The organism is Candidatus Arthromitus sp. SFB-rat-Yit (genome assembly GCF_000283555.1).
Lineage (GTDB): Bacteria > Bacillota > Clostridia > Clostridiales > Clostridiaceae > Dwaynesavagella.
In genome coordinates, this window is the sequence record NC_016012.1 from 1200493 (window position 1) to 1223974 (window position 23482).

The 23482-nt window shown below is 26.9% G+C and carries 22 protein-coding genes; 9 read left to right on the forward strand and 13 right to left on the reverse strand.

The features are described from left to right. Nucleotides 1–10: 10 nt before the first annotated feature. Together RATSFB_RS05605 and RATSFB_RS05610 are read right to left on the reverse strand one after the other, a co-directional pair. Nucleotides 11–1048, reverse strand: coding sequence for a hypothetical protein (locus RATSFB_RS05605; protein ID WP_014095070.1), 1038 nt, complete (start codon nucleotides 1046–1048; stop codon nucleotides 11–13). 9 nt (nucleotides 1049–1057) lie between these two features. After that, complete coding sequence (locus tag RATSFB_RS05610; RefSeq protein WP_014095071.1) at nucleotides 1058–1891, reverse strand: mechanosensitive ion channel family protein; 834 nt, start codon at nucleotides 1889–1891, stop codon at nucleotides 1058–1060. Between the two features lie 352 nt (nucleotides 1892–2243). Between RATSFB_RS05610 and RATSFB_RS05615 the strand changes: the two genes are divergently transcribed. Next, a complete protein-coding gene (locus tag RATSFB_RS05615) occupies nucleotides 2244–5159 on the forward strand; it encodes a hypothetical protein (protein ID WP_014095072.1) in 2916 nt (971 codons plus the stop codon). Nucleotides 5160–5620: 461 nt separating this feature from the next. On the opposite strand, the gene argS is transcribed toward RATSFB_RS05615, so the two are convergent. Both argS and trmB read right to left on the reverse strand, forming a co-directional pair. Next, nucleotides 5621–7315, reverse strand: coding sequence for an arginine--tRNA ligase (argS, locus tag RATSFB_RS05620; protein WP_014095074.1), 1695 nt, complete (start codon nucleotides 7313–7315; stop codon nucleotides 5621–5623). 1 nt (nucleotide 7316) lies between these two features. Next, nucleotides 7317–7961, reverse strand: coding sequence for a tRNA (guanosine(46)-N7)-methyltransferase TrmB (gene trmB, locus RATSFB_RS05625; protein WP_014095075.1), 645 nt, complete (start codon nucleotides 7959–7961; stop codon nucleotides 7317–7319). Nucleotides 7962–8090: 129 nt separating this feature from the next. Here trmB and RATSFB_RS05630 point away from each other — a divergent pair, with 129 nt between their 5' ends. Then, nucleotides 8091–8852, forward strand: coding sequence for a biotin--[acetyl-CoA-carboxylase] ligase (locus RATSFB_RS05630; protein ID WP_014095076.1), 762 nt, complete (start codon nucleotides 8091–8093; stop codon nucleotides 8850–8852). Nucleotides 8853–8860: 8 nt separating this feature from the next. On the opposite strand, the gene RATSFB_RS05635 is transcribed toward RATSFB_RS05630, so the two are convergent. The 5 genes from RATSFB_RS05635 to RATSFB_RS05655 form a co-directional block, all read right to left on the reverse strand. Beyond that, nucleotides 8861–9313 (reverse strand): hypothetical protein, encoded by a 453-nt coding sequence (locus RATSFB_RS05635; RefSeq protein WP_014095077.1) that lies wholly within the window; start codon nucleotides 9311–9313, stop codon nucleotides 8861–8863. 35 nt (nucleotides 9314–9348) lie between these two features. Beyond that, on the reverse strand, nucleotides 9349–9738 hold the full coding sequence (locus RATSFB_RS05640) for a hypothetical protein (RefSeq protein ID WP_014095078.1): 390 nt from the start codon (nucleotides 9736–9738) through the stop codon (nucleotides 9349–9351). A 17-nt stretch (nucleotides 9739–9755) separates the two neighbouring features. After that, entirely contained in the window at nucleotides 9756–10418 is a 663-nt protein-coding gene (locus RATSFB_RS05645) for a hypothetical protein (RefSeq protein WP_014095079.1), read from the reverse strand. A gap of 38 nt (nucleotides 10419–10456) precedes the next feature. Next, nucleotides 10457–10768, reverse strand: a complete 312-nt coding sequence (locus RATSFB_RS05650; protein ID WP_014095080.1) for a hypothetical protein — start codon at nucleotides 10766–10768, stop codon at nucleotides 10457–10459. Between the two features lie 154 nt (nucleotides 10769–10922). Further along, nucleotides 10923–11471, reverse strand: coding sequence for a hypothetical protein (locus tag RATSFB_RS05655; RefSeq protein ID WP_014095081.1), 549 nt, complete (start codon nucleotides 11469–11471; stop codon nucleotides 10923–10925). A gap of 154 nt (nucleotides 11472–11625) precedes the next feature. Between RATSFB_RS05655 and rocF the strand changes: the two genes are divergently transcribed. Genes rocF through gdhA form a run of 3 tightly spaced genes read left to right on the forward strand, consistent with a single transcriptional unit; the run spans nucleotide 11626 to nucleotide 14498 of the window. Next, nucleotides 11626–12519: an arginase gene (rocF, locus tag RATSFB_RS05660; RefSeq protein WP_014095082.1), complete on the forward strand. Its 894-nt coding sequence runs from the start codon at nucleotides 11626–11628 to the stop codon at nucleotides 12517–12519. Next, nucleotides 12519–13130, forward strand: coding sequence for a 3'-5' exonuclease (locus RATSFB_RS05665; RefSeq protein WP_014095083.1), 612 nt, complete (start codon nucleotides 12519–12521; stop codon nucleotides 13128–13130). Before rocF ends, RATSFB_RS05665 begins: the two co-directional genes overlap by 1 nt. 21 nt (nucleotides 13131–13151) lie before the next feature. Continuing rightward, nucleotides 13152–14498, forward strand: coding sequence for an NADP-specific glutamate dehydrogenase (gdhA, locus tag RATSFB_RS05670; RefSeq protein WP_014095084.1), 1347 nt, complete (start codon nucleotides 13152–13154; stop codon nucleotides 14496–14498). A gap of 45 nt (nucleotides 14499–14543) precedes the next feature. On the opposite strand, the gene RATSFB_RS05675 is transcribed toward gdhA, so the two are convergent. From RATSFB_RS05675 to RATSFB_RS05690, 4 genes are all read right to left on the reverse strand, one after another. After that, nucleotides 14544–15026, reverse strand: a complete 483-nt coding sequence (locus RATSFB_RS05675) for a DUF4358 domain-containing protein (protein WP_044035583.1) — start codon at nucleotides 15024–15026, stop codon at nucleotides 14544–14546. A gap of 86 nt (nucleotides 15027–15112) precedes the next feature. After that, nucleotides 15113–16207, reverse strand: coding sequence for a 6-phosphofructokinase (locus RATSFB_RS05680; RefSeq protein ID WP_014095086.1), 1095 nt, complete (start codon nucleotides 16205–16207; stop codon nucleotides 15113–15115). A gap of 76 nt (nucleotides 16208–16283) precedes the next feature. Beyond that, nucleotides 16284–17120: an undecaprenyl-diphosphate phosphatase gene (locus RATSFB_RS05685; protein ID WP_044035584.1), complete on the reverse strand. Its 837-nt coding sequence runs from the start codon at nucleotides 17118–17120 to the stop codon at nucleotides 16284–16286. Nucleotides 17121–17233: 113 nt separating this feature from the next. Then, nucleotides 17234–19099 carry a tetratricopeptide repeat protein gene (locus tag RATSFB_RS05690; protein WP_044035585.1) on the reverse strand — a complete coding sequence of 622 codons (1866 nt, stop codon included), beginning with the start codon at nucleotides 19097–19099 and terminating at the stop codon, nucleotides 17234–17236. 82 nt (nucleotides 19100–19181) lie between these two features. Here RATSFB_RS05690 and RATSFB_RS05695 point away from each other — a divergent pair, with 82 nt between their 5' ends. From RATSFB_RS05695 to RATSFB_RS05710, 4 genes are read left to right on the forward strand one after another with little or no spacing between them, the layout of a single operon-like run. Continuing rightward, entirely contained in the window at nucleotides 19182–20081 is a 900-nt protein-coding gene (locus RATSFB_RS05695) for a hypothetical protein (RefSeq protein ID WP_014095089.1), read from the forward strand. 29 nt (nucleotides 20082–20110) lie between these two features. Further along, complete coding sequence (locus RATSFB_RS05700) at nucleotides 20111–21451, forward strand: DUF1727 domain-containing protein (protein ID WP_014095090.1); 1341 nt, start codon at nucleotides 20111–20113, stop codon at nucleotides 21449–21451. A gap of 17 nt (nucleotides 21452–21468) precedes the next feature. Further along, nucleotides 21469–22194 carry a type 1 glutamine amidotransferase gene (locus RATSFB_RS05705; RefSeq protein ID WP_014095091.1) on the forward strand — a complete coding sequence of 242 codons (726 nt, stop codon included), beginning with the start codon at nucleotides 21469–21471 and terminating at the stop codon, nucleotides 22192–22194. Between the two features lie 39 nt (nucleotides 22195–22233). Continuing rightward, nucleotides 22234–23481, forward strand: coding sequence for a phosphodiester glycosidase family protein (locus RATSFB_RS05710; RefSeq protein ID WP_014095092.1), 1248 nt, complete (start codon nucleotides 22234–22236; stop codon nucleotides 23479–23481). Nucleotide 23482 lies beyond the last annotated feature (1 nt).

Genomic DNA, 23482 nt, shown 5'->3' on the forward strand with positions numbered 1-23482 from the left:
AATATCCTACTTAACTATATAAAATCAATCCCGATACAACACTATTTTTATCCATATTTAACTTTATATTCTTAGAGAGTTTAAAATCTTTCGCATCATATATTTCTAAATACTTATCAGATAATATAAAAATTTTATCATCTAATATATCAAATACCTTTATATTATAATCAAATTCTATTTTGTAACTCTTTAATGATTTCCTATCAATTTTTATCACACTATCTTTATTTAAATCTTTGTTATCCCCTCTAACTGTAACATAAATACTATCTTCGTATAATAATATCTTATCTAAATTATTTCTAATAGTATTTATATAATCAAAACTTTTAGTGTATATATCGTAAATCCCGACTTTACCAGAATCAATCTTTGAATTAACATCATAATTTGTGAAATATATTTTCCCTTCATAATAAAACATATCATTTTGATATAATCCAAATTTTGATAGATTAAATCTACTTATATTCTCCAAGCTATCCTTATTTAACACATTTAAGTAAGAATTTCCATTATTATTTCTACTAAAAATATATACATTTTCATCGTCAACATGTATTTTCCCAACCACATGATCGTCTATACTAACTGTCTTAACTATCTTTAGTGACTCTTTATTGCAAATGCTTAGTTTATTTAAAGAATGCGTTATGTAAATCTTATCATTATACATAAAAATCTTATAAATATCTTCAATATCTAAATCAATTTTTGTATATCCATTATTGTATTTATCAATTTGTATTAAGTAACTATCACCTTTTGTTGAAACTATATCATTTGATTTAGCATAAAAATATGAATCATCAGACGGTACAAAATTTCCAAGATAACTTATTCCTTCAAGTGAAAATTTTATCCTACTGCCTTCATGACCTTCACTATCATATTGATTTATAAAAGATTCCTTCCTATCTTTATTAAAATTTACAATCCCAATATAATATCCGTGATTCAAATTACTTGCATACTCTACACTACATGATACAAAAAACATAAATATCATGGAAATAATAAATATAGATTTGATAACATATCGCATTTTTACCTCCTAATTCTTCATGATAGAGTACCTCTGTGTTGGTAAAATAATATTTTCTGATAATAACCTGTCCATTATTAATTTCCTTAGTTCATTTTCTATATTCCAATGACTTAAAGGCTTTGCATATCCAACTACCCTATATGTTATAGCTACCTGATCTGTTGAAATAATACCATAAATATAAGGTTTTACCGTTATATCATCGTGTGAATAATTATTCAAAACGTAATTTATATTTTCGCTTACAGCTTTTGACTTTTGAGATAATCCAACTTGTATATCTATTAAAATTCTTGAATCTTTTCTTGAGTGATTCGTAATCTGATTTATTGATCCATTCGGTATTATGTGATAATCACCATTAAAATCTCTAAGCTTAGTTACTCGTACTTGTATACTATCTACTATTCCCTTAAACTCATTTGATCCTTTATTTATAGTAATATAATCACCAAAAGTAAACTGATTTTCAAAAGTTATAAACACCCCATTAAACAAATCTTTCAAAATATTTTGAGATGCAAATCCAAGTGCAACCCCAATAATACTTGTTAAAGTTACACCAACAGCTCCTACAAAATTTTGAATCAAAATTAAAACTAAAATAGTTATAAAAGAATATTTAACTATGCTAAGAACAAGTGTTTGAATCGTATGCAAACGTCCTTTATCAATTCTACTATTAAATATTTTTTTATTAAGTACACTTTTAAGCACTTTGCACACAATTTTATAAATAATATAAATCACTATAAAACCAAATATTGAATCTAAAATTTTTATCCCAAGTTTTAAGGAAGAATCAACTATACTTTTAATAAAGTCTTCAAATACATTCATTGAGTAATCCCTTCTGTTTCATAAATAGTTTTCATTATTTAAATAAAATTGGGGAAATTTAAAAAAGAAATGCTTCACAAACTAATAGTAAATAATCCGGAATGAATATAAAAAATAAATATGAAGTTACGAATAATAAAGTAATATAAAATTTTTGATAATAATTTCATTTAAAGGATTTAAATAACATTCTTTTGATTATAACACAATTAAAAATGTAAATCTACATAAAACTTTTTATTATTGTATTGAGTTTATATTTGATACGTTGTATTATTGTTAACATACTATTAATAATAAGTTTACTTTTTACATAGTTTACTTATTTTTTATAATTTCGGAGGAACTTATAATGAATAAATTAAAGACAATATCTTCTATATCTTTAGGTGTTGCTGTATTGTCACTTTCATTGCCAAACAGCTTTGAGACCTCAGCACTTTCAAACAGTTTATATACATTGACAGAAGAAGATTACGAAATATACTATCTAAACAATACTCTTACTTTAGCTTTTGATAATGCTACTATTCATAACAATGTAACCGATATAGAACTTAAAGATAAAAATGGTAGATACTTGAGCTTTGATAAAAATTCAGAAGACTTTACACTAGAACTTAATAATGGTTTAAATAACGGAATTTATTACTTAGTATTTTCACTCAAAACATCTAATTCTCAAATAAAAGAATTAATTTCACCTATATATATAAATTTTTCACAAACATCAAGCAAAAATTTATCTGTCACTTCATTAAATCCTATAGTAAGTATCACAAATATTAATGGAGTTAATAAATTAAATGCTAGATTTACAGTTCTTAATACACAAGAAAAAATTCATGATGCTAGAATCTTAGACTCCAATTTATCCGAAATTGGTTATTTAGAAAACGCATCTAATCCAAGAAACTATGTATTTAATTTGGGATCAAATACTCCTAAAGTAGATGAAATCTATTATATAGAATATACTTTGGAAGATTTAAACAATGAAATATATACGGTTAAAGTTCCATTTACACATTCATCGAACTCAGTGCAACTTAATCAAACAAACACAAACGCATTCACTTATACTTCATATGAAAATTCAAATAAAACAATAGATCTTACACTGGATTTCAAAGGTATTGATAATAAAAATGTTACTTTAACTCAAGTTAATAATTATGGAGTTGTAATTCTTCCTTCTTATGATAATAACGGACGTATAGTTTTAAAAAATATAGAAAAAGGTACAATGATACAAGCAAATATTAAAAATCTAGATGGAAAATATACAGATTTAATCTTTAAAGTTCCAGATAAAACACAAACAACTGAATCAGTTATACCTTTTTTAAGATTTGTAAACGCACCATCATTAATACTGAAAAGAGGAACTAAAATTTCTCTTCCTCTTATAAAAGATGACTTAATAAGTGCTGGACTTACAACTCCAAATACTTATTTGAAATTTGTTACTATAGATAATTTTGGAACAGAAACTGATTTAACAGATGAAGTTCGGGTTTCTACATCAATGGATAAAATAGACGTTCCAGTAAATACAAACATAGAAACATTATCTCAAGGTTCTCAGGTATATGTTAAGGTTTATAATCCTACAAAATCTTATTTATTCCCATTTAGTACTTCAAATACAGTTGAAACTACAAAATCATCAGCTTTCGATGTTATAAAAAGTAGTACAAACCTTGATTCTGTTTCATTAACATTTAGACCGAACAGTAACATCTTAGGAAATAATGAAACTTTCTCTAATAACGATATTCTTATTTTAAATGACTCAATTCAAGCAACACTTTCTCCAGACAAGAAAACTTTCTCTATTAATACAAAAGTAAACAATCTTATAAATGGTGTTAACACTTATACATTTATCAGAAACTCTTCAAGTGGTAACGCAAAATATGTAACTGGTGAATTTTTAGCACTCTTCAACTCATCATCAAATGATATATCTCCAGCAATAACAGACTTTAATATTAAAACAAATAATAGCTCTAGTCTTATATTTAATTTAACTTTAAATCAGGATTTAGTTAACTCAGGTATTACTAAAAATTCAATCAAAATTTATGATGAGTTCGGAACTAGTATAAATATGAAAACAAACTTAAAGCAAAATGGAACTAAAAAATATTATGAGTTAATAATCGATCCTCCAAGTCAGCTCGTACCAAATAGATATTATACAATTGAATTTTCAAATGGATTAAATTCATTTGAATCAAACTTTATATACAATAACAATACAACTTATAATCCAAGAATAGATTTATCATTCAACAGTGCATCATCATTTACCCTTAAAAATTTAAATAGCATACCTGGATACTCAAATTATGAATTTAATATAAGAATTACAGATTACTATAACAAAAATAATGTTTTCTATGAAAACTTCACACAAAGTTATTATGGAGAAAAATTAAACCAAAATTCTATTACTAGAAATTTAAATAATGGAAAATCCTTTTATAATGGTGATAGATACTTATTAGAAATTTCAAATATCACAACTGGTGATACCTATAAAACTGATTTTACTTTTAGAGATAGTGATATAATAAACAGCGGTACAAATTCATCTCAAATAAATATTTCTTCAAGCTCTATTATAAATACAGACGATAAGATTTCATTCTCATACTTAATTCCAAATAATAAATCAATAGCAACTGTAATTACAAATACTCATGGAATAACAGGAGATTACTCAAATAACAGAATAACTTTAGATGGAATAATTCCAAATAAAATTTACACAAACTTAAGGGTAACTGTTAACTTTAAAGATGGAACTAACCAAAGTATAATTTTAAGCGAATTTAAAACTAATAAATCGTCAGATGAACTTAAAAATTATATATCAAAAGTTTATACAACTGCTTTAACTCCTATAAATGAAACAAATAAATACAGAATCAGATATGCAGATGAAGAAGGTTTCAAATATTGGTACGATATGCTATATAACAAAAAAATGTCTGGACCAGAATTTATTTATAGAGTACTAGATAGTGCTGAATTTAATAAAATCCATACCTCACCTCAAAATAAAATAAGAGCACTTTATCCCATAGTTACAAATAGAGAAGGGGATAATAATGGAATAACTTATTGGATTAATGAACTAAACCAATATTCCTCATCTTTAAACAGCGAAAAACTTATATTAGAGATTATATTAACTAGAATGCTAAATGAAGATGAGCCAAAAAGATTATTTCAAAGTTTAGGAATAAGATTAAGCTAAATCACTCACCCTACAATTAGATTGTGGGGTGATTTTTATATTAAAATTATTAATTTATTTATTTATCACATTTAGCAATTGCCTGATTCCTCTTAAACATGCTCTTCCTATAAATACACACAATAACTTATCAAACTTAGACTCTTTTTACCTATCAAACATTTGTATATATGGAAATAATTCAATTTTTTTTGATATCCCAAAAAATCTTAAATTTTCATATTTAAATGTAATCTCATTCTCTTCTCCTTCAGGAAAACAACTAATATATACAATTCCTCAATTAATAAACATAACTTCATCTCCCGTTTATGTGATGCTAAAAAAACCTCTAACTGAAACAGGAATCTATAAAATAACATTCTCAGGAAAAGACGAAATAACAAATAATCAAATTGAATTAATGGGAAGCTTCACATTTAGATAAAAAATAAAGAATGCATATTACTATGCATTCTTTTTTACATTTCATCAACAGTTTCAATACCTATTAAATATAAAGCATTTTTAATTACAATCGTTGTTGCATAAACCAAAATAAGCCTTGCAATTTTTAAATCCTTATCCTCAAGGTTCAAAATATGATTGGAATTATAAAATTTATTAAATGCTTTTGATATATCAATTACATATCTCGTTATAATCGATGACTCTAAATAAGATATAGCCAATTTAATATTATTATTAAAATCACTAAGAACCTTAATTAAATTACTTTCATTTTCATGTGTAAGAAGGCCTAAATATTTTTCAAAATCTATATCCAAAATATTAATTCCACTCTTTTTTAAAATGGACTTCCCTCTCGCAAAAGTATATTGAACATAAGGACCAGTTTCTCCCTCAAAAGATAAAACATCATCAAAATCAAATATGATATCTCTCTCTCTATTCATTTTTAAATATGTAAATACTATGGCTCCAATACCAACTTTCTTTGAAACCTCATCTTTATTTAAAAGATTAGGATTCTTCTCATCAATTACACTTCTTATCTTATCTACAGACATATTTAGAAGATCCTCAAGAAGAATAACTTCTCCTTTTCTTGTTGAAAGTTTTTTATCCTTAAACTTCACAAGACCAAATCCAACATGAACACAATCCTTTGCCCACTCATATCCCATAAGCTCAATAGTTTTAAACACTTGCTTAAAATGAAGTGCCTGAGGAGTCCCTGCTACATATATATTCTTATAAAAATCATACGTTTTCTTCCTATATAATAAAGATGCTAAATCTCTCGTTGCATAAATTGTTGCACCATCTGCTTTTTTAATAATGCATGGAGGCATATTATACTCATCGAGTCTAACAACCTTAGCTCCAAGCGAATCACTCAAAAGACTTTTCTCCTCAAGCTCGCAAACTACCTCATCCGTCTTATCAGAAAAAAATGCCTCTCCATCATAAGAATCAAACTTAACCCCTAAAGTTTTATACAATTTTTCAAACTCTAAAAGGCTAAGATCCCTAAACTTTTTCCAAAGTTCTCTACACTCTTTATCCCCATCTTCAAGCATTTTAAAATACTTTCTTCCTTCATCTTCAATCGATGGATCATTTTCCGCCTCATTATGGAATTTTACATATATTCTAAATAGTTCATTTATGGGACTCTTTTCAAGTTCATCAAGGTTAACCCATCTTTTATATGCATAAATAAGCTTACCAAATTGAGTTCCCCAATCCCCTAAATAATTAATTCCAACAACATTATACCCTTGAAATTTATGTAATCTATATAAAGAATTTCCTACAACAGTTGTAAATAAATGCCCTATATGAAATGGTTTTGCAATATTTGGTGAAGAATAATCAATAACTATAGTCTTGCCTTCACCATAGTTTGATCTTCCATAATCATCTTTTAATTTTAATATAGTATTTAAAACACTTTTTGAAAAAATAGACTTATCTATGAAAAAATTTAAATATGCTCCAATAGTTTCAACTTTTTCAATACTCTCATGAGATATTTTTAATTTTAAATCCTCGGCAATAATTTGGGGAGATTTTTTAAGTTCCTTTGCAAGTTTAAAACACGGAAATGCAAAATCACCCATATTTTTATCAGGAGGTATCTCTATAAAATTATAAACATTTATCCCAATTATCTCTTCTATTAAATCACTTATAATTCTTTTATAATCCACACTATTTTCCCCTTCCTTTATATTTTGAAACAAGATGCATTATCTTCATTCCCTTATTTATAAATTTTTCCTCATACTCCGTCATAATATTTTTTATATTCTCACTATGTAAATCAAAAGTTTTATATATAATCTCAAAATCATTCTCTTCTAGATATTCTATTGAAGCTAAAAAAAACTCCTCATGATCAGTTTTAAGTATTATCTTAGAATCATCTTTCATTATTTTAATATACTTTTGTAAAAATCTAGGATAAGTTAACCTTCTTTTATTGTGTCTAGCCTTTGGCCATGGTGTTGAAAAATTTAAATATATATCCAAAACTTCATTTTCTTCAAACACTTCATCTATGTAATTAATATCAAACGATAAAATTCTTACGTTGTTTAAATTTAATTCCTCACATTTACGTTTGACATAAACTAAAACCTCATCCTTCAAATCCACAGCAACAAAATTTTTATCCATATTCTCTTTTGCAATATTTTCTATAAATTTTCCTTTACCGCATCCAAGCTCTAAACAAATATCATTTTTATTTCCAAACAACTCATGAAATCTTCCTTTAAATTCTCTCGGATTTTTTATAAACAAATTACTCTCCAAAAGTTCTGGACGTGCCCAAGCTTTCCTTCTCAATCTCATCTTATCTACCTCAAATAAAGAAATACTCTTAACAATTAATTATTTTATCATATAAAATATAAAATTTGACATTATTTGAAATATTTTTTATAATTAATCATCTAATTTTAGCGTATTGGGGAGTTTCATATGAGCTTAAACAATATATTTAACGCAGATATTTATGAATTTGAAACAATTTCATCAACTAACGACTTCGCAAAGCAATTATGTACGAATAGCCCAAAGAATGGAACAATTATCATCTCAAACGAGCAGACAAAAGGAAAAGGTCGTTTAGGAAATACATGGTCTTCAAAAAAAGATAAAGGTTTATATTTCTCCATAATTTTTAAATGCATCAATATAAAGTCAAATTATGAAACTCTAACCCTTATGATATCCCTTGCAATTTCTGATCTCCTCAAAACCTACTCATTAAATCCTAAAATTAAATGGCCAAATGATATATTGATAGATGATAAAAAAGTATGTGGCATACTCTGTGAGCTTAAACAAAATTCGCATGAAAACTTTATCATATGTGGTATAGGCATAAATCTATATCATGATATATCAGACTTTGATGAAAGTATAATAAATAAAGCAACAAGCATTATTTTAAATACAAACATAAAAATAATAAAATATGAGTTTATAAACAATTTAATTTCTCATCTTCACACCTACTACAATAATTTTATAAACTTATCTTTTAAACCATTTTTAGATAAATATATAAGTCTGTCATCTATTTTAAATAAAGAGGTTTGTTTAAAAATAAATGGAATTGACGTGTCTGGAATTGTCGATGGATTTGATGAATTTGGTCATTTATTATTAAAAAGGGAAAATAAAATAATTAAAGTATCATCCGGAGAAGTAACCCTTAAAAATACATATAAAAAATAAAGGAGCAATTATTGCTCCTTTTTAATTTCTTTCTCTTTACACTTTCCTCTATATTTAAATTCACTATCTAAAATATTTTTAATTTCCTCTTTAGATTTAGCAGAATTTATTTTTTCCTTTGTTCCCTTAATTTTAGAAATTTTCTCCTCTAATCTCTTAACCTTATCATTATCATTTTCACTTTTATATTTTTCAATCTCTTTCTCAATAAATGAAATCTTACTATCTAAATGAGCTAAAACATTCTTCTTAGCCTCATCAAAACTACCATCCTCTAAAAGTTTAATCATAGATTCTTTATGTTTATTGATCATCTTCTTACCATTTAAACACTGCGGACACTCTCTAGATATTTTTTTATCCATCCCCATTCCTGTAACTGATTGACCTTGAATCACTCCTGCTATAAAAACTAAAACACATCCTAAAATCAAAATAAAATTTTTAATTTTGTTTTTCATGTTAACTCTCCTTATCATTTTTATTTATTTAAAATTTAAATAACTTCTTTATGCCTAACCTGCATAGCATCTCTTAAATCATCTTTTGTCTTTGCAGAATTTATATTGCTTAAAATTTTATTCAATCTCTTAATTTCACTCTCATACAATCTAATCTTATCTTCATTATTCTCTTTTTTAAAATCTTCAAGTTTTGTAACTGTAATCTCCATCATGTTATCTATGTACCCAAGTATGGATCCCCTGATCTCATCAATTGGTGTATTATCCCAATAATCATTTGGATCAACTTCACTAACCCCAAGAGAAGCCATTGAATCTTGAGTATTAATACTAACTGCCTCATCTTGTTTATTTGAATATCCAATACAAAACGCTGAACAAACCAAAACTCCAATAATTGAAAACATAAACATCTTGTTCATAAAATCCCTCCTAAGATTTAATAAATTACACCTTCTGCATAATTTCTCTCTTCACCATCTTTAATAATCAATATTTGGTCATTAACTCCATTTTCAAGTCTAAAGCTCGGTCTATACGAAGCTTCCTCAGGATCTTTTGAAAATACTAAAAGCACATTATTTTTATCGCTGTTATTCCCAAAAATCTGTTTATACAAACCTTCAAGCTCTTCTTCAAATATCCTATCTAAATTTTCAACAACAACTGTACAATGACGAACATTTTCTCCATTCTTCTTATATTCAATAGATTCAAACACATTGTAGAATAACTCATTACTTTCATTATCAATTTCATGTTTCAAAATTCTAAGGGTATCTTCTCTTAAACTATCTCTAAGCTCGAGTTCTACAAAATTCCTATATTCTTTTTTCAAATCAACTCGAATAGATGGTTCAAACTTATCATAAAACTCTGAATATAATTCATTCTCAACCTCTACCTTTATCGCACTTTTCATACTATTAAAAACTTTCTGACGCTCCTTATCTATATTGTTTATAATACCAATTATCGCAATACCAACAGATATAAACAAAATAACTAGAACCTTTAACCACTCTTTTTGAAAAATATTTGTCTTGCTTCTCAAAAATTTACTATCATTAGAAACAACATTTCCATTCTCTTGCTTATACAACTTTATCTCTCCTCCAAACAATACAAATAAAATATCACTTAAGATTTAATCCATTTTCTCTCAAGCCTAATCTCTTTTATCAAATCCTTTTTAAGACTTTCCCTAACATCATCTAAAAGCTCAACTCTAAGTTCTTTAAGTACTTCAGACTTTAACGAATCTTTAAGTTTTGCTTTAACTTTCGTTTCAACTCCGTTTAAAATCTCTTCTTTAACATCCCTCTTATAATTTGTTACCATATATCTCGAAGACTCTGCCTTCACAAAATTAATTATTGGTATTTGAATAATAGTCGATAAAAATAAAACAACAATCGGAATAAGTGCATATTTAAATTTTATAAACTTCATTAAAATCTTCTCCCTCGTTTAATCGTTAGATCTATTTTGGTATAATTGGATAATTTTAATACATTTGTAAAATTTAAAGTTTTTTGGTTTTTTTTAACGAGATAAAAAAAATATGAAGAATAACTTAACAATTATCTTCATATTTGAAAATCTTCTATTTAGTTGTATACAATAAAATATCACTGAACATTGAATCACTCACATTCTTGATTACTTTCTCGTAGTTATCAAACTGAAGTGATAAATCTATTTTCCCATTTGGGTGATCATACCTATCTATATTTTTTATCTCCGTTAAATGAATTATTTCTTTTGAATATCCATTATCGGGCGTAAATACTATTGAATTTCTTGTAACTTCAAAATTTCCCAAAATATCAACACCATCTAAATTGTATTTACCATAATATGTATTTTTTATATTAGCTAAATCCTCATCCTTAAATTCCTTTGCTTCAATATATGTACTATTTTCTCCTCTGCTTTCCATGTTTTCTCTCTTATCATAGGAATTCCTAGAAGTATTTCCCGTATCTCTGTTATAATTTTCAAAAGTTTTTTTATCACTTACACTGCTTAAAGCACTCTCAAACTTATCAACATTCGCACTTTTTGTACAACTAACCATTATGATTAATATCAAAACCATACAAAATATAATAATAGGTCTTGTTATATTAAAAGAATTTCTACCATTGTTCATTTTTAAAATTCTCCTTTCTTATAATAATAATTTTTGTTATAATTAGCTTATTTCAATTTAGTTATACTTAAGATTATGTATTATATTTCCAGATTTATCGATATTTTATACTAAATATTTTAAAATTAATAATTTTGGAGGATCTTTACCTGAGATGAATTTAAATATAATAACTGTTCCTACATTTTATGGATGTGATAAAAAAGGAGTTGAACTAGGCCCTAAAACTCTAATTGTAAATAATCTTATATCTACTATTGAGAATTGTGGACACAAAATAAATGAAATAATTGATATACCAATAAAAATAGATGATAAAGATAAATTTAACACTAATAAACAAATCAAATATTTTGATAAAGTAATACCTATGGTTAAGAATATCTCAAAAATAATTGAAGAAAGCCATAAAAACAATGTATTCCCATTGGTTATAGGTGGAGATCATTCTATATCTATCGGATCTCTTGCTGGTTTTTCTAAAAGTTTTAACGATACTGGAATAATTTGGGTGGATGCTCATGGAGATTTAAATATTCCAAGCTCATCTCCATCGTGTAATGCTCACGGAATGCCTCTTGCTTGCTCTCTTGGATATGGACATAAGGAATTTATATCAATATTTGAAAAAACTATTGATCCAAAAAATGTATTTTTATTTGGAATACGCTCACTTGATAATTGGGAAAAAGAATTTATAATCAAAAATGAAATGCACGTTTACGATGGAAATTCATTCGATAATATCCCTCAAAATACAATGATCGAAACCCTAAATAAATACATAATAAAAAATAATATTAAAAACTTCCATTTATCATTTGATATAGATGTATTTGATCCTTTTATTGCACCTGGAACTGGTACTCCTGTAAAAAAAGGATTATCTATGGAGAACGTTAAAAATCTTATGGATAAATTATTATCTTCTTTAAACATAGTTTCAATGGATTTTGTTGAATTTAATCCTCTTCTTGATAAAAACAATAAAACATTGAATGCTTGTCTTGAAATTCTTGACTTTACATTTAGGAGGATAAACAAATAATGAGATTATTATTTTTAGATACTGAAACTACGGATAAATCTCCGGGTCAAATATGCCAATTAACATATATAATATATGATACAGATTTACCTAAGGAAAATAGAGTTCAAGCAAAAAATTTCTTCTTTTCTGTAGACTTTGTCACAGATACTGCCTATAATGTCCATGGATTTAATATTGATATACTAAAAAAATTAAGTGGAAATTTGAAATTTAAAGACCTCTACAAATTATTCAAAAAAGATTTATTAGAGAATGATTTCATAATCGGTCACAATGTAAATTTTGATATTTCTTTTTTAAAAAGAGAGTTCGATAGAATCGACATTGAATTTAAACCTAAAAATTTGTTTTGCTCTATGAACTATTTTAAAAATATACTCAAACTTAAAAACTCAATTGGAACAATTAAATCACCAAAATTATCTGAGCTTTTAGATCATCTTAAAATCACTGAAGATAATATCTTAAGCTCCACAACCAAATTATTTAATAGTGATGAAACTCATTTCCATGACGCACGGTTTGATACAACAGCACTCTATCTTGCAATTATAAAATCCATTAAGCTTAATTTAATAAGTAATGGATTTTTTTCAAGTCAAATATAAAATTTACTAGGGGTGTTTTTTATGATTAATGCAAAAAATTATATAAAAGATGTTTACCAAAAGGTTATATCTAAAAATCCCTCAGAACTCGAATTTCATCAAGCAGTACACGAAATTCTATTTTCGCTTGAACCTTTATTGGAAAAATATCCAAAATATATAGATCAAAATATATTAGAAAGAATTGTTGAACCAGATAGATTTATTCAATTTAGAGTAGCATGGGTTGACGATAATGGAAAAACTCAAATTAATAGAGGATTTAGAGTTCAATTTAATAATGCAATAGGACCATATAAAGGAGGTCTTCGTTTTCACCCAACAGTTTGCCCTTCTATAATTAAATTTTTAGGTTTTGAGCAAATATTTAAAAATTCACTAACATCCCTTCCTATGGGTGGTGGAAAAGGAGGTTCTGACTTCAATCCAAAAGGAAAATCGGATAATGAAATAATGCGATTTTGTCAGGCATTTATGAGTGAACTTTATAAGTACATCGGCGAAAATATAGATGTTCCTGCTGGAGATATCGGAGTTTCCTCAAAAGAAATCGGATATATGTTTGGAGAATACAAGAAACTTAAAAATGATTTTACTGGAGTTCTAACTGGAAAAGGAATTAATTTTGGAGGAAGTCTTGCTCGCACTGAAGCTACCGGATATGGTTTATGCTACTTTGGAGAAGAAATGCTAAATACATTCTCTAAATCTTTTAAAAACTCTAAAGTTTCTATCTCAGGATCTGGTAATGTTGCAATTTACGCAGCTCAAAAATCTTATGAACTTGGTGCAACTGTGGTATCTATGAGCGACTCCTCTGGATACATTTATAATGAAAATGGAATCGATATATCTATTATAAAGGAAATCAAAGAAGTTAATCATGAAAGAATAAGTAAATATTTAAACTTTGATAAAAGCACAAAATTTGTTCCGAATTTTAAAGAAATTTGGAATGAAAAATGCGATATTGCACTCCCATGTGCAACACAAAATGAAATAGATGAAGAATCCGCAAAAATATTAGTTAAAAATGGATGTTTCTGTGTTTGTGAAGGATCCAATATGTCATCAACTCCCGAAGCTATAAAATTATTTTTAGATAACAACATTTTATTTGGACCTTCAAAGGCTGCAAATGCTGGTGGAGTTGCAGTTTCTGGTCTTGAAATGTCACAAAACTCTCTTAGATATTCATGGCCTTTTAAGGAAGTTGATGACAAACTTAAAAATATAATGAAAAATATATTTACGATTTGTTACGATACGTGTAATGAATTCTCTCTTGGAAATAATTTTCTTGCAGGTGCAAATATTTCTGGATTTAAAAAAGTTGGAGATGCAATGATATCTCAAGGTGTATATTAAAAATTAAACGGTATGAAAATCTCATACCGTTTTTTTTATACAAAATTATTTTACTAACTTCTGTAGGTTTTCAAGAATCTTTGCTGCATTATCAGCTATAATATATCCTTTTATATTACCCTCAGTAAACTTTTTAACTCCTTTAACAAGTTCATACTGATCAGGTAAATATTTACTCCATGTCACTTCTAAATCTTCTAATCTTTTTGTAATTCCCTTATCAATTGCATCTGATTGTTCTTTACTTGAAAATTTAAATATTGCTATCTCTGTCGCTTGAACATTCATCATACTCATAGAAAATGTAGCTTCATCATAGTTAGAAGAAGTTATAGAAGTTAAACTTTCTATTTCACTTGAAGAAATTTGATTCAATTTTGGAAGTTCAACTCCATTTGTTATTTTATCATAAACCTCTTTAGTTGAAATAGTAACATTTTTGTTTTTTGCTCCACCACAAGAAACCATAATACCAACCAATAAAAAACACACAAAAACAAATGAAAACCTTTTTATATTATTAAACAAAATAAACCACCTCTTTAATTTATTAATCTTATTTTGCATCACATAATTTTTTTTTATACAAAAAAGTACCACACAAATGCAGTACTTTAATCTCCAAATCCGATCCCCATACTCCTAGATATCTTTACTAACTCATGATCAGGATTAACAAATTTCTCATTTCCAATAACATCTTCAAGCTTTATATATGAAATTTCATCACCATTTAAGCAAACCATATTTCCAAACTTTCCTTCATAAATAAGTCTAGCTGCTGCTGCTCCATACCTAGTTGACAAAACTCTATCATATGTTGAAGTGTTTCCTCCTCTTTGGATATGGCCAAGTATTGTTGATCTAACTTCTTGGTCAGATATTTTCTTCTCTAAGTCACTTGCGAGCTTGTTTGCTATTCCTCCAAATCTTATAGGATCTGGTGAATCTTCAACAACTTTTGCAATAACAGTTTCTCCCGAAATAGACTTAGCACCTTCAGACACAACTATTAAAGTATATTTATACCCCTTAGCCTTTCTCTCATTTATCTTTTCTATAATTTTATCCAAACTATAGGGTATCTCAGGTATTAAAATTATATGAGCATCACCGGCAATACCAGAATGAAGTGCAATCCATCCCGCATTCCTTCCCATAACTTCTGCTATCAAAATTCTATGATGAGATTCAGCTGTTGTATGAAGTCTATCTAAACAATCAGTAACTATTCCTATTGCTGTATTAAAACCAAAAGTAAAATCCGTAGACCCTAAATCATTATCAATAGTCTTAGGAACCCCCACAACATTAACACCCTTTCGTGCGAAATCTCTTGCTGATGTTAAAGTTCCATCTCCACCAACTATAACTAAGGCATCTACATTTTCCTTTTTTATATTTTCGATGGCAACGTCCGAAACATCTTTTTTAACCTTTTGTCCATCTTCTTCTACTACATAATCAAAAAGATTATCTTTATTGGAACTCCAAAGTATAGTTCCACCTTTATGTAAGATATTATCAACTGCACTAATATCAAGGTTCATATAATCATTATTGTACAAACCTCTATATCCAAACCTATACCCTATAACTTCATATCCATATTCTAATATAGCTGTTTTTGTTACTGCTCTTATAACTGCATTAAGACCTGGACAGTCTCCTCCACCTGTAAGTATCGCAATTTTCTTTATTTGATTCATAGTAATCCTCCCAATATCTGAGTACACTGAGATTAATTGTAACATAAAACATAAAATGTGTAAATATGTTAACCCCTTATACTTTAATAATATTAAGATTAACAAGTACAATAAGAAGTATTGCTATTACTATCCTATAATACGCAAAATATTTCATAGGATATTTTCTCAAAAATTTCATAAAAATATCAACAACTAAAAGTGCAACCAAAAATGCAACTAAAAATCCAACTATAAGTGCAATTCCATGAGAAAATGTAAAATTTGAATAATCCGTACCTAAAAGTTCATATGCTGATGCCCCAATCATAGTCGGTATTGCTAAAAAAAATGAAAATTCTGCTGCAAGCTTTGTTGAACATCCAAATATCCAAGCTCCAGATATAGTAGATGATGATCTACTCATTCCAGGACACAAAGATAAAACCTGAAAGCATCCAATTCCAAGTGCTTGTTTGAAATTTATGTTTTTTATATCACACGTTTGCTTGTCTACATTTTTAGTTGAGAAATACTTTTCAACAACTAAAAGTATAATTCCTCCAATAATGAGTCCAAGTGAAACACTAAATGTATTGAATAATTTAGCTTTAATTATATCATCTACTAAGACTCCAATAATTGCAGATGGTAAAAATGCTATAATTATATAAAACCACATCTTAAATCCATATTCTTTTAAGTGTATAATCGAATCTATAATTTTTTTTCTATACAAAACCATAATAGCAATGATTGCTCCTAATTGTATAACAATCTCATACATATGTGCAAAATTAACACCACTAGTTTCGACAAAGTTTATTATATCTCCTACAATTATCATGTGACCAGTCGATGATACAGGCAAAAACTCAGTTATACCTTCAACAATTGCAATTATAACTGATTTTAATAATAACAAAACCTCCAAAATATTGTATCCCCCTTTTAAAATTAAGTTAAATATCATTACCTATATTAACATTTTATATTTTTAAATACAAAAAAACTTTAGGAAAATAATTCCTAAAGTTTTTAATATTTTTAGTACAAATAATCTAAAGTAGGTATTTCTTCGCTTAAAATTTCTCCAGTTGTACTATCATAAATAGCTTTGAGCTTAAAATAATTCTCACGTATTATAAACGCCTCATACTCACTGTAAGAATTATCTAATCCCTCATAAGCTGCTTCAATATTTGAAAATGCTCTCTGTATATTTTTCTCTATATTTGTATAATAAGCTCCTGCATTATTTAAATTTAAAATATCTTCTGGATTAAGCTCATAAGCTCTTCTTATACTATCTATACCAGGACCTTCTTCTCCCATATTCAAAAGAAGCAATCCATATGTTCTAACATAAATAGAATCCTCTTTTAGAGCTATCGCTTCCATTAATTTTTGTTTAGCCTCTTCATACTTTTTCAAATCTATATAAATTTTGGCTGCTTGATATCTAAGCCCAGACTCATATATAGAAATTTTATTTGAAAATTTAAGTATTTTAAGTGCACTTTCTATATCATTAAACTCATTTGTATATTTAAGTACAAAAATTTTATCAATATAAGTATTTAATATATCTAGTGATTTCATTTTACAATAAAAGTAATTCATATTTACAATTTTTTTCTGTCCAATAAGTACATTAAGTAATACCTTATAACTTAAAGCAAAATCACCATTTAATTTAATGCTCTGAGTTATTTCATTTAAAGATTCATTATAGTTCTCAAGCTCTAAGTTATGCTTTGCCAAAATATAATGAACATAAAAATTCTTATCTTTTATACTCCTTAATTCATTTAAAATGACGTTGGCTTCATCTAATCTATTTGCGTTTGTAAGTATCTCGAGTCTTATCCCATTTGATAGCATATTTGTATTATATTTTTTCGAAAACTCATAAACATCTTCAAGATTTAATTGAGTCCTATACACATCTTCTATATGTATAATAGCACGAATAAATCGTATCTCTGGAGTTTCTCCAAAAGATTCTATAAAATAATTCACAGCATTATTTGCATTATTTATATCATAATACTTGATCATATCTACAATAGATAAAACATTTATATTTTCAGGATCAATTTCAAATATCTTAACTAAAGCATTTAAAGTATTATCAAATCTATTAAATATAACACTTAGCTTACCATAACTAATCACATCATCTATATCTAAGACATTTGATAAATCTATCCCATTATAAATATATAGAGCATTCTCTGTATTACCTGTTAAAAGATTATATACTATCTCCTTTTCTTTAAACCTTACCTCATGTCCTAAATTCTGGGCATTTTTATCTAAAATTTCTCTTGCTTCTTCTAGGTTTTCATATAAAAATAAACTATCTAAGAACTTGTACACATTTTTTTTATACTCATCTTGATTTCTTGCAATAACACTTTGAGATAACTTATTTTTTATTAAGGAAAGCTCTTCTTTTACCTGTGAAACATTATTGATAGAAGCAAGCATCGTTACAAGTTCTAAATGACTTTCCATAGAAATTGATGAATCATTTCTATATGCACTTATAAGTTTTTGAAAATCTCCACGTATTATATAATCCAAAGAATTATTTATTATCTCTTCCTCTTCTTTCTTACCCTCTATCTTATTTACCAAAAGTTCTATATTATTGTCAATAATACTATACGTTCCTGTAACGCTATAACTCACTACTAAAAACACTATACAACATGAAACAACAACCATGCGTTTAAAAAATTTATTTGATGGAAGTACTTTATAATTTTTGCGTATATCCTTCTCTCTCAAATAATTAATTATCTCATAAGGTGACATGCCCGTGAAGTCTACTTTCTTCTTTTTTCTCTTAACTATCTTATCTAAGCGTTCAAAGTAAACTTCCCTACCTTTCAAATTTTTCTTCATAATTTAAAAAACCTCATTCAACTACATTTTTATTACTTAGTTTGATAATACTAAATAAAAACTAATTACAAGGGGACTTAAAATGAAATTTTTAATAAAATCATTACTTATCATCACGTTTTTAACAGGATTTTATCTTTGTACATACGAAAATATTTTTTCCGAGTCCATACATCTTTTAACATTTTATTCTCAAAACTTTAAAGATTATATAAGTAACATTCTACTACAAAATAAAAATATTAACAACACACTAGAGGAAACAAATACAAAATCACTATTAAACGAATACTTCATAACAATCTTTAATGAATGTCATATGAATGATAATTTTAAAGAAAACATCAATTCTTCAAACTTTAAAATTTTAAACCTAAATAATGAAAAGGTTTCAAATATAGACAATATTTCAAATTTTTCTGGAAAAAACTTTTGCGTTTTAAATTCCCCTGAGGATTATGAAAATATTGAAAATTTTAAGATAAACAATCAAACTTATAAGCTATTTAATTACGATAATTATTCAATTTCCTATATTAATCCAAAACTTTTAACAAATAAAGACTTATTAGATCTCTACAAATATTTAAGCGTATTTGAAAAAAATTTTTATACATCTGTTATCTTCTTAAATAAAAATGATGCAAAAGAAAAACTCATCTCTCAAATATTAAATAAATATAGAATAATTATAACTCTTGGAGATGAATTTGTAGTTAAAGATTTTAAAAACTTTCCATTAATAACGCTCGGCAAATTAAACGATGTAAATCTCTTATATCAGATAAACCTCTTTATTTCGGATTATGCTATTAAAAAAATAAAAATAAAATTATTTCCAACAAACGAGCACGGAATAACTCTTTCCCATGAAAAAATACAAGAAGTTTTAAATAATTTAATAGAAAATTCTGAATTAAAATTCCATATGAGCGAAAATGGTGACTATATTTATAGTGAATATGATATACTTAAGAAATAATTAATAAAAATTTTAGAGGTTAGAGTAAAATGAAAAAAATACTATCAATTATAATAACAAAAATAGCTATTATAATTTTAAAATTAATGAAAAAAGGAAGCTCATTCCCCGGCAAAATCGCTCTAAAAATTTGTCCAGATATATTAAAACACGTATCTAAAAATGTAGATACAATTTTAATCACAGGAACAAATGGAAAAACAACAACAACTGCTCTAACAAATCACATATTTAACAATGCATTTATTAATTGTTTTTCAAATTCTACAGGGGCAAATATGTTACCTGGAATAGTCTCAACTTACATAAAAAACTATAGTTTATTTAATAAAAAAATTTCCAAGACAGCCTTAATAGAAGTAGACGAAGCAAGTTTAAAACACATATGCAAATTCATAGAACCAAAAATAATTGCTGTTACAAATATTTTTCGGGATCAACTAGATCGTTATGGTGAAGTATATACAACTCTAAACCATATAAAAGAAGGAATAAAGTTATGCAATAACTCAAAACTCATATTAAATGGAGATGAACCTCTTTTATGTTCTCTTAAAAAAGTATATAACAGCAAATATTATTTTGGATTTGATAATTATAAAGACACTTCACATGACAAAAATTTAAACGTGGAGGCTATCAACTGTAAGTTTTGCGGATCACCATATGAATATAAATTTGTAACTTATAATCATTTAGGAGATTTTAAATGTAGTAAATGTGATTTTAAAAGAGAGCAACTTGATTTTTCTATTGCAGATGTTTTAGAAAGCAATATAAATGAAAGCATTATAAAAATCAAGAATAATATACTCACAATAAACCAAGGAGGAATTTACAATATATATAACACTCTTTGTGCGTATGCAATAAGTTCTGTTTGTAGCATACCTGATTATATTATTGTCGATTCCATAAAGACATTCTCAAATGTATTCGGTCGTCAAGAAACTTTCAAGATTAAAAATAAAAACATAACTATGTTTCTTGTAAAAAATCCTGCAGGATTCAACGAAACATTAAACACTATAAATTTAGATAAACAAAATGAATTATCCCTTGGATTTTTGTTAAATGATAACTTCGCAGATGGTCAAGATATATCTTGGATATATGATGTAGACATCGAGATGATAAACGATTTTAAATTAAAAGATGTGTTTACAGGTGGAATTCGAACGCATGACATGGCACTTAGGCTAAAACTTGGAGAAGTTCAAAACATAAATGTATTTGAAAAGTATGAAGAAATTTTGGAAAACTTAGAAAGCAAAGAAAACGAAACCATTTATATTCTTTGTAGTTATACTTGTATGCTTGAGTTTAGAAGATTTTTGTATGGAAAAAAGTACATAAATTCAATTTGGTAAATTAGGAGAGTTTTAATATGGAAATAACAATACATCATTTCTACCCCAATTTATTAAATACATATGGTGATATTGGAAATATCTTAGCCTTAAAGAAAAGATGTAAAGATAGAAATATAGATGTTAATATAAATAACATCAAAATAGGAGATGATATTTCTTTAAATATCGGAGATATAGTATTTATTGGTGGTGGACAAGATTTTGAACAATCTCTCGTTGTAGATGATTTATTATCGAAAAAGGAAATATTGAAAAATTTTATAGAAGATAATGGATGCGTGCTTGCTATATGCGGTGGGTATCAACTTCTTGGAAAGAGTTATACAACTCAAAATGGAGATATCATAGAAGGACTTGATATATTAAATATTTACACAGTTGCCTCTGAAGTTCGCAAAACAGGTAATATCATAATAAAAAACGAGGAAACTGGGGAAACTTATGTAGGATTTGAGAATCATTCAGGAAACACATATATAAATGATCACACCCCACTTGGAAAATGCTTAATTGGTTTTGGAAACAATGGAGAAGATTCCTATGAAGGAGTTACATATAAAAATACAATATGTACATATATGCACGGTCCACTTCTTCCAAAAAATAGAGAACTAACAGATAGATTAATATCAAATTGTTTAAAATTAAAATATGAAGATTTCATAGAACTAGATGACATTGACTCTACATATGAAGATAATTGCAAAAATTCTTTATTAAATAGATTTGACATAAAATAATTTAAACTTAAAAATTTTAATATATTTGGAGTAATTTTCATGAGAAGACTTAAGAGGAAATTTTTTATATTTATATTTACTATTTTTACAACAATTTTATATACAACAAATATTTCTCTAGCTACAACGCCCTATACTTACAAAATAACGCTCGAAGAAGATATACAGTTTGTACACGAAACAATAATAGACTACGATGGTAATGGAAACAATCAAGAAATAAATTACATCGAATTTGACTTAAACAACAAAAACATTTCATTATCACTTATTAAAGCAAATAACTTAACGGCATCAAAGGAAACTTTATTAAACCAATTAAATGCTTCTGAAAGTATAACAGGTAAAAACATAATAGGAGGGATCAACGGAGATTTTTTTCAAATTTCAAATGGTCAACCACTTTTTACAACAATATCAAATGGTGAAATATTCTCTATAACAGGCGATCCTTCTGATTATTTAAAAAGACCTGTATTTTATATAGACAAATCTGGTAACTACGATTTTGATTATTTATATATAAATGGAACGCTTAAATTTCCAAAAAGTTCGTTTAAAAATTTAACTATAGACTCTATAAACAGGCTTGATTCATACAAACATACGAACATATCAAATTACAAAATTAATGAAGAGTCAACATACTACCCACATGAAGGCATACCTTCTAGATATATGTTAATAGAGCTTTTTAACAGTGATGGAAGTATCATTGCTGGAACAACAATATATGGAAAAGTAATTGATGTGGGGGAAATGAATGAACCTAAAGAAATTAGAAAGAATGAAATTTTAATTACTTCCTATGGGGATGATAATTATTATGATATAAATTACACATTTTTAAATGAAATTGTTTCCTTAAATTTTGATATTTACTCTACTAATCAAGGTAAATTTAAAAATGATATTGTAAGTGCCTTCACGGGACACGAATATTTAATATTATCCGGAGAAGAAATGAACATTAATTATTATAAAACCCTAGGTGATACGGCTTTTATTTCAGGGCGTCACGCAAGGACAGCTTTAGGCATAACAGATGATAATAAACTAATATTATTTACAGTTGACAAATCAAATAATAGTGCAGGCATGACACTTTCTGAGCTAGCAAGATATTTAAAATATCTTCACGTAACTTCTGCGATAAACTTAGATGGTGGAGGATCAACCTCAATAGTACTTGAAAATAATACATATGATTTAAACTTAATGAACGATCAAACAAAATATCAAAGAGAAATAACAGATGGAATTGGAATAATAATAAATAAGGCGTAGA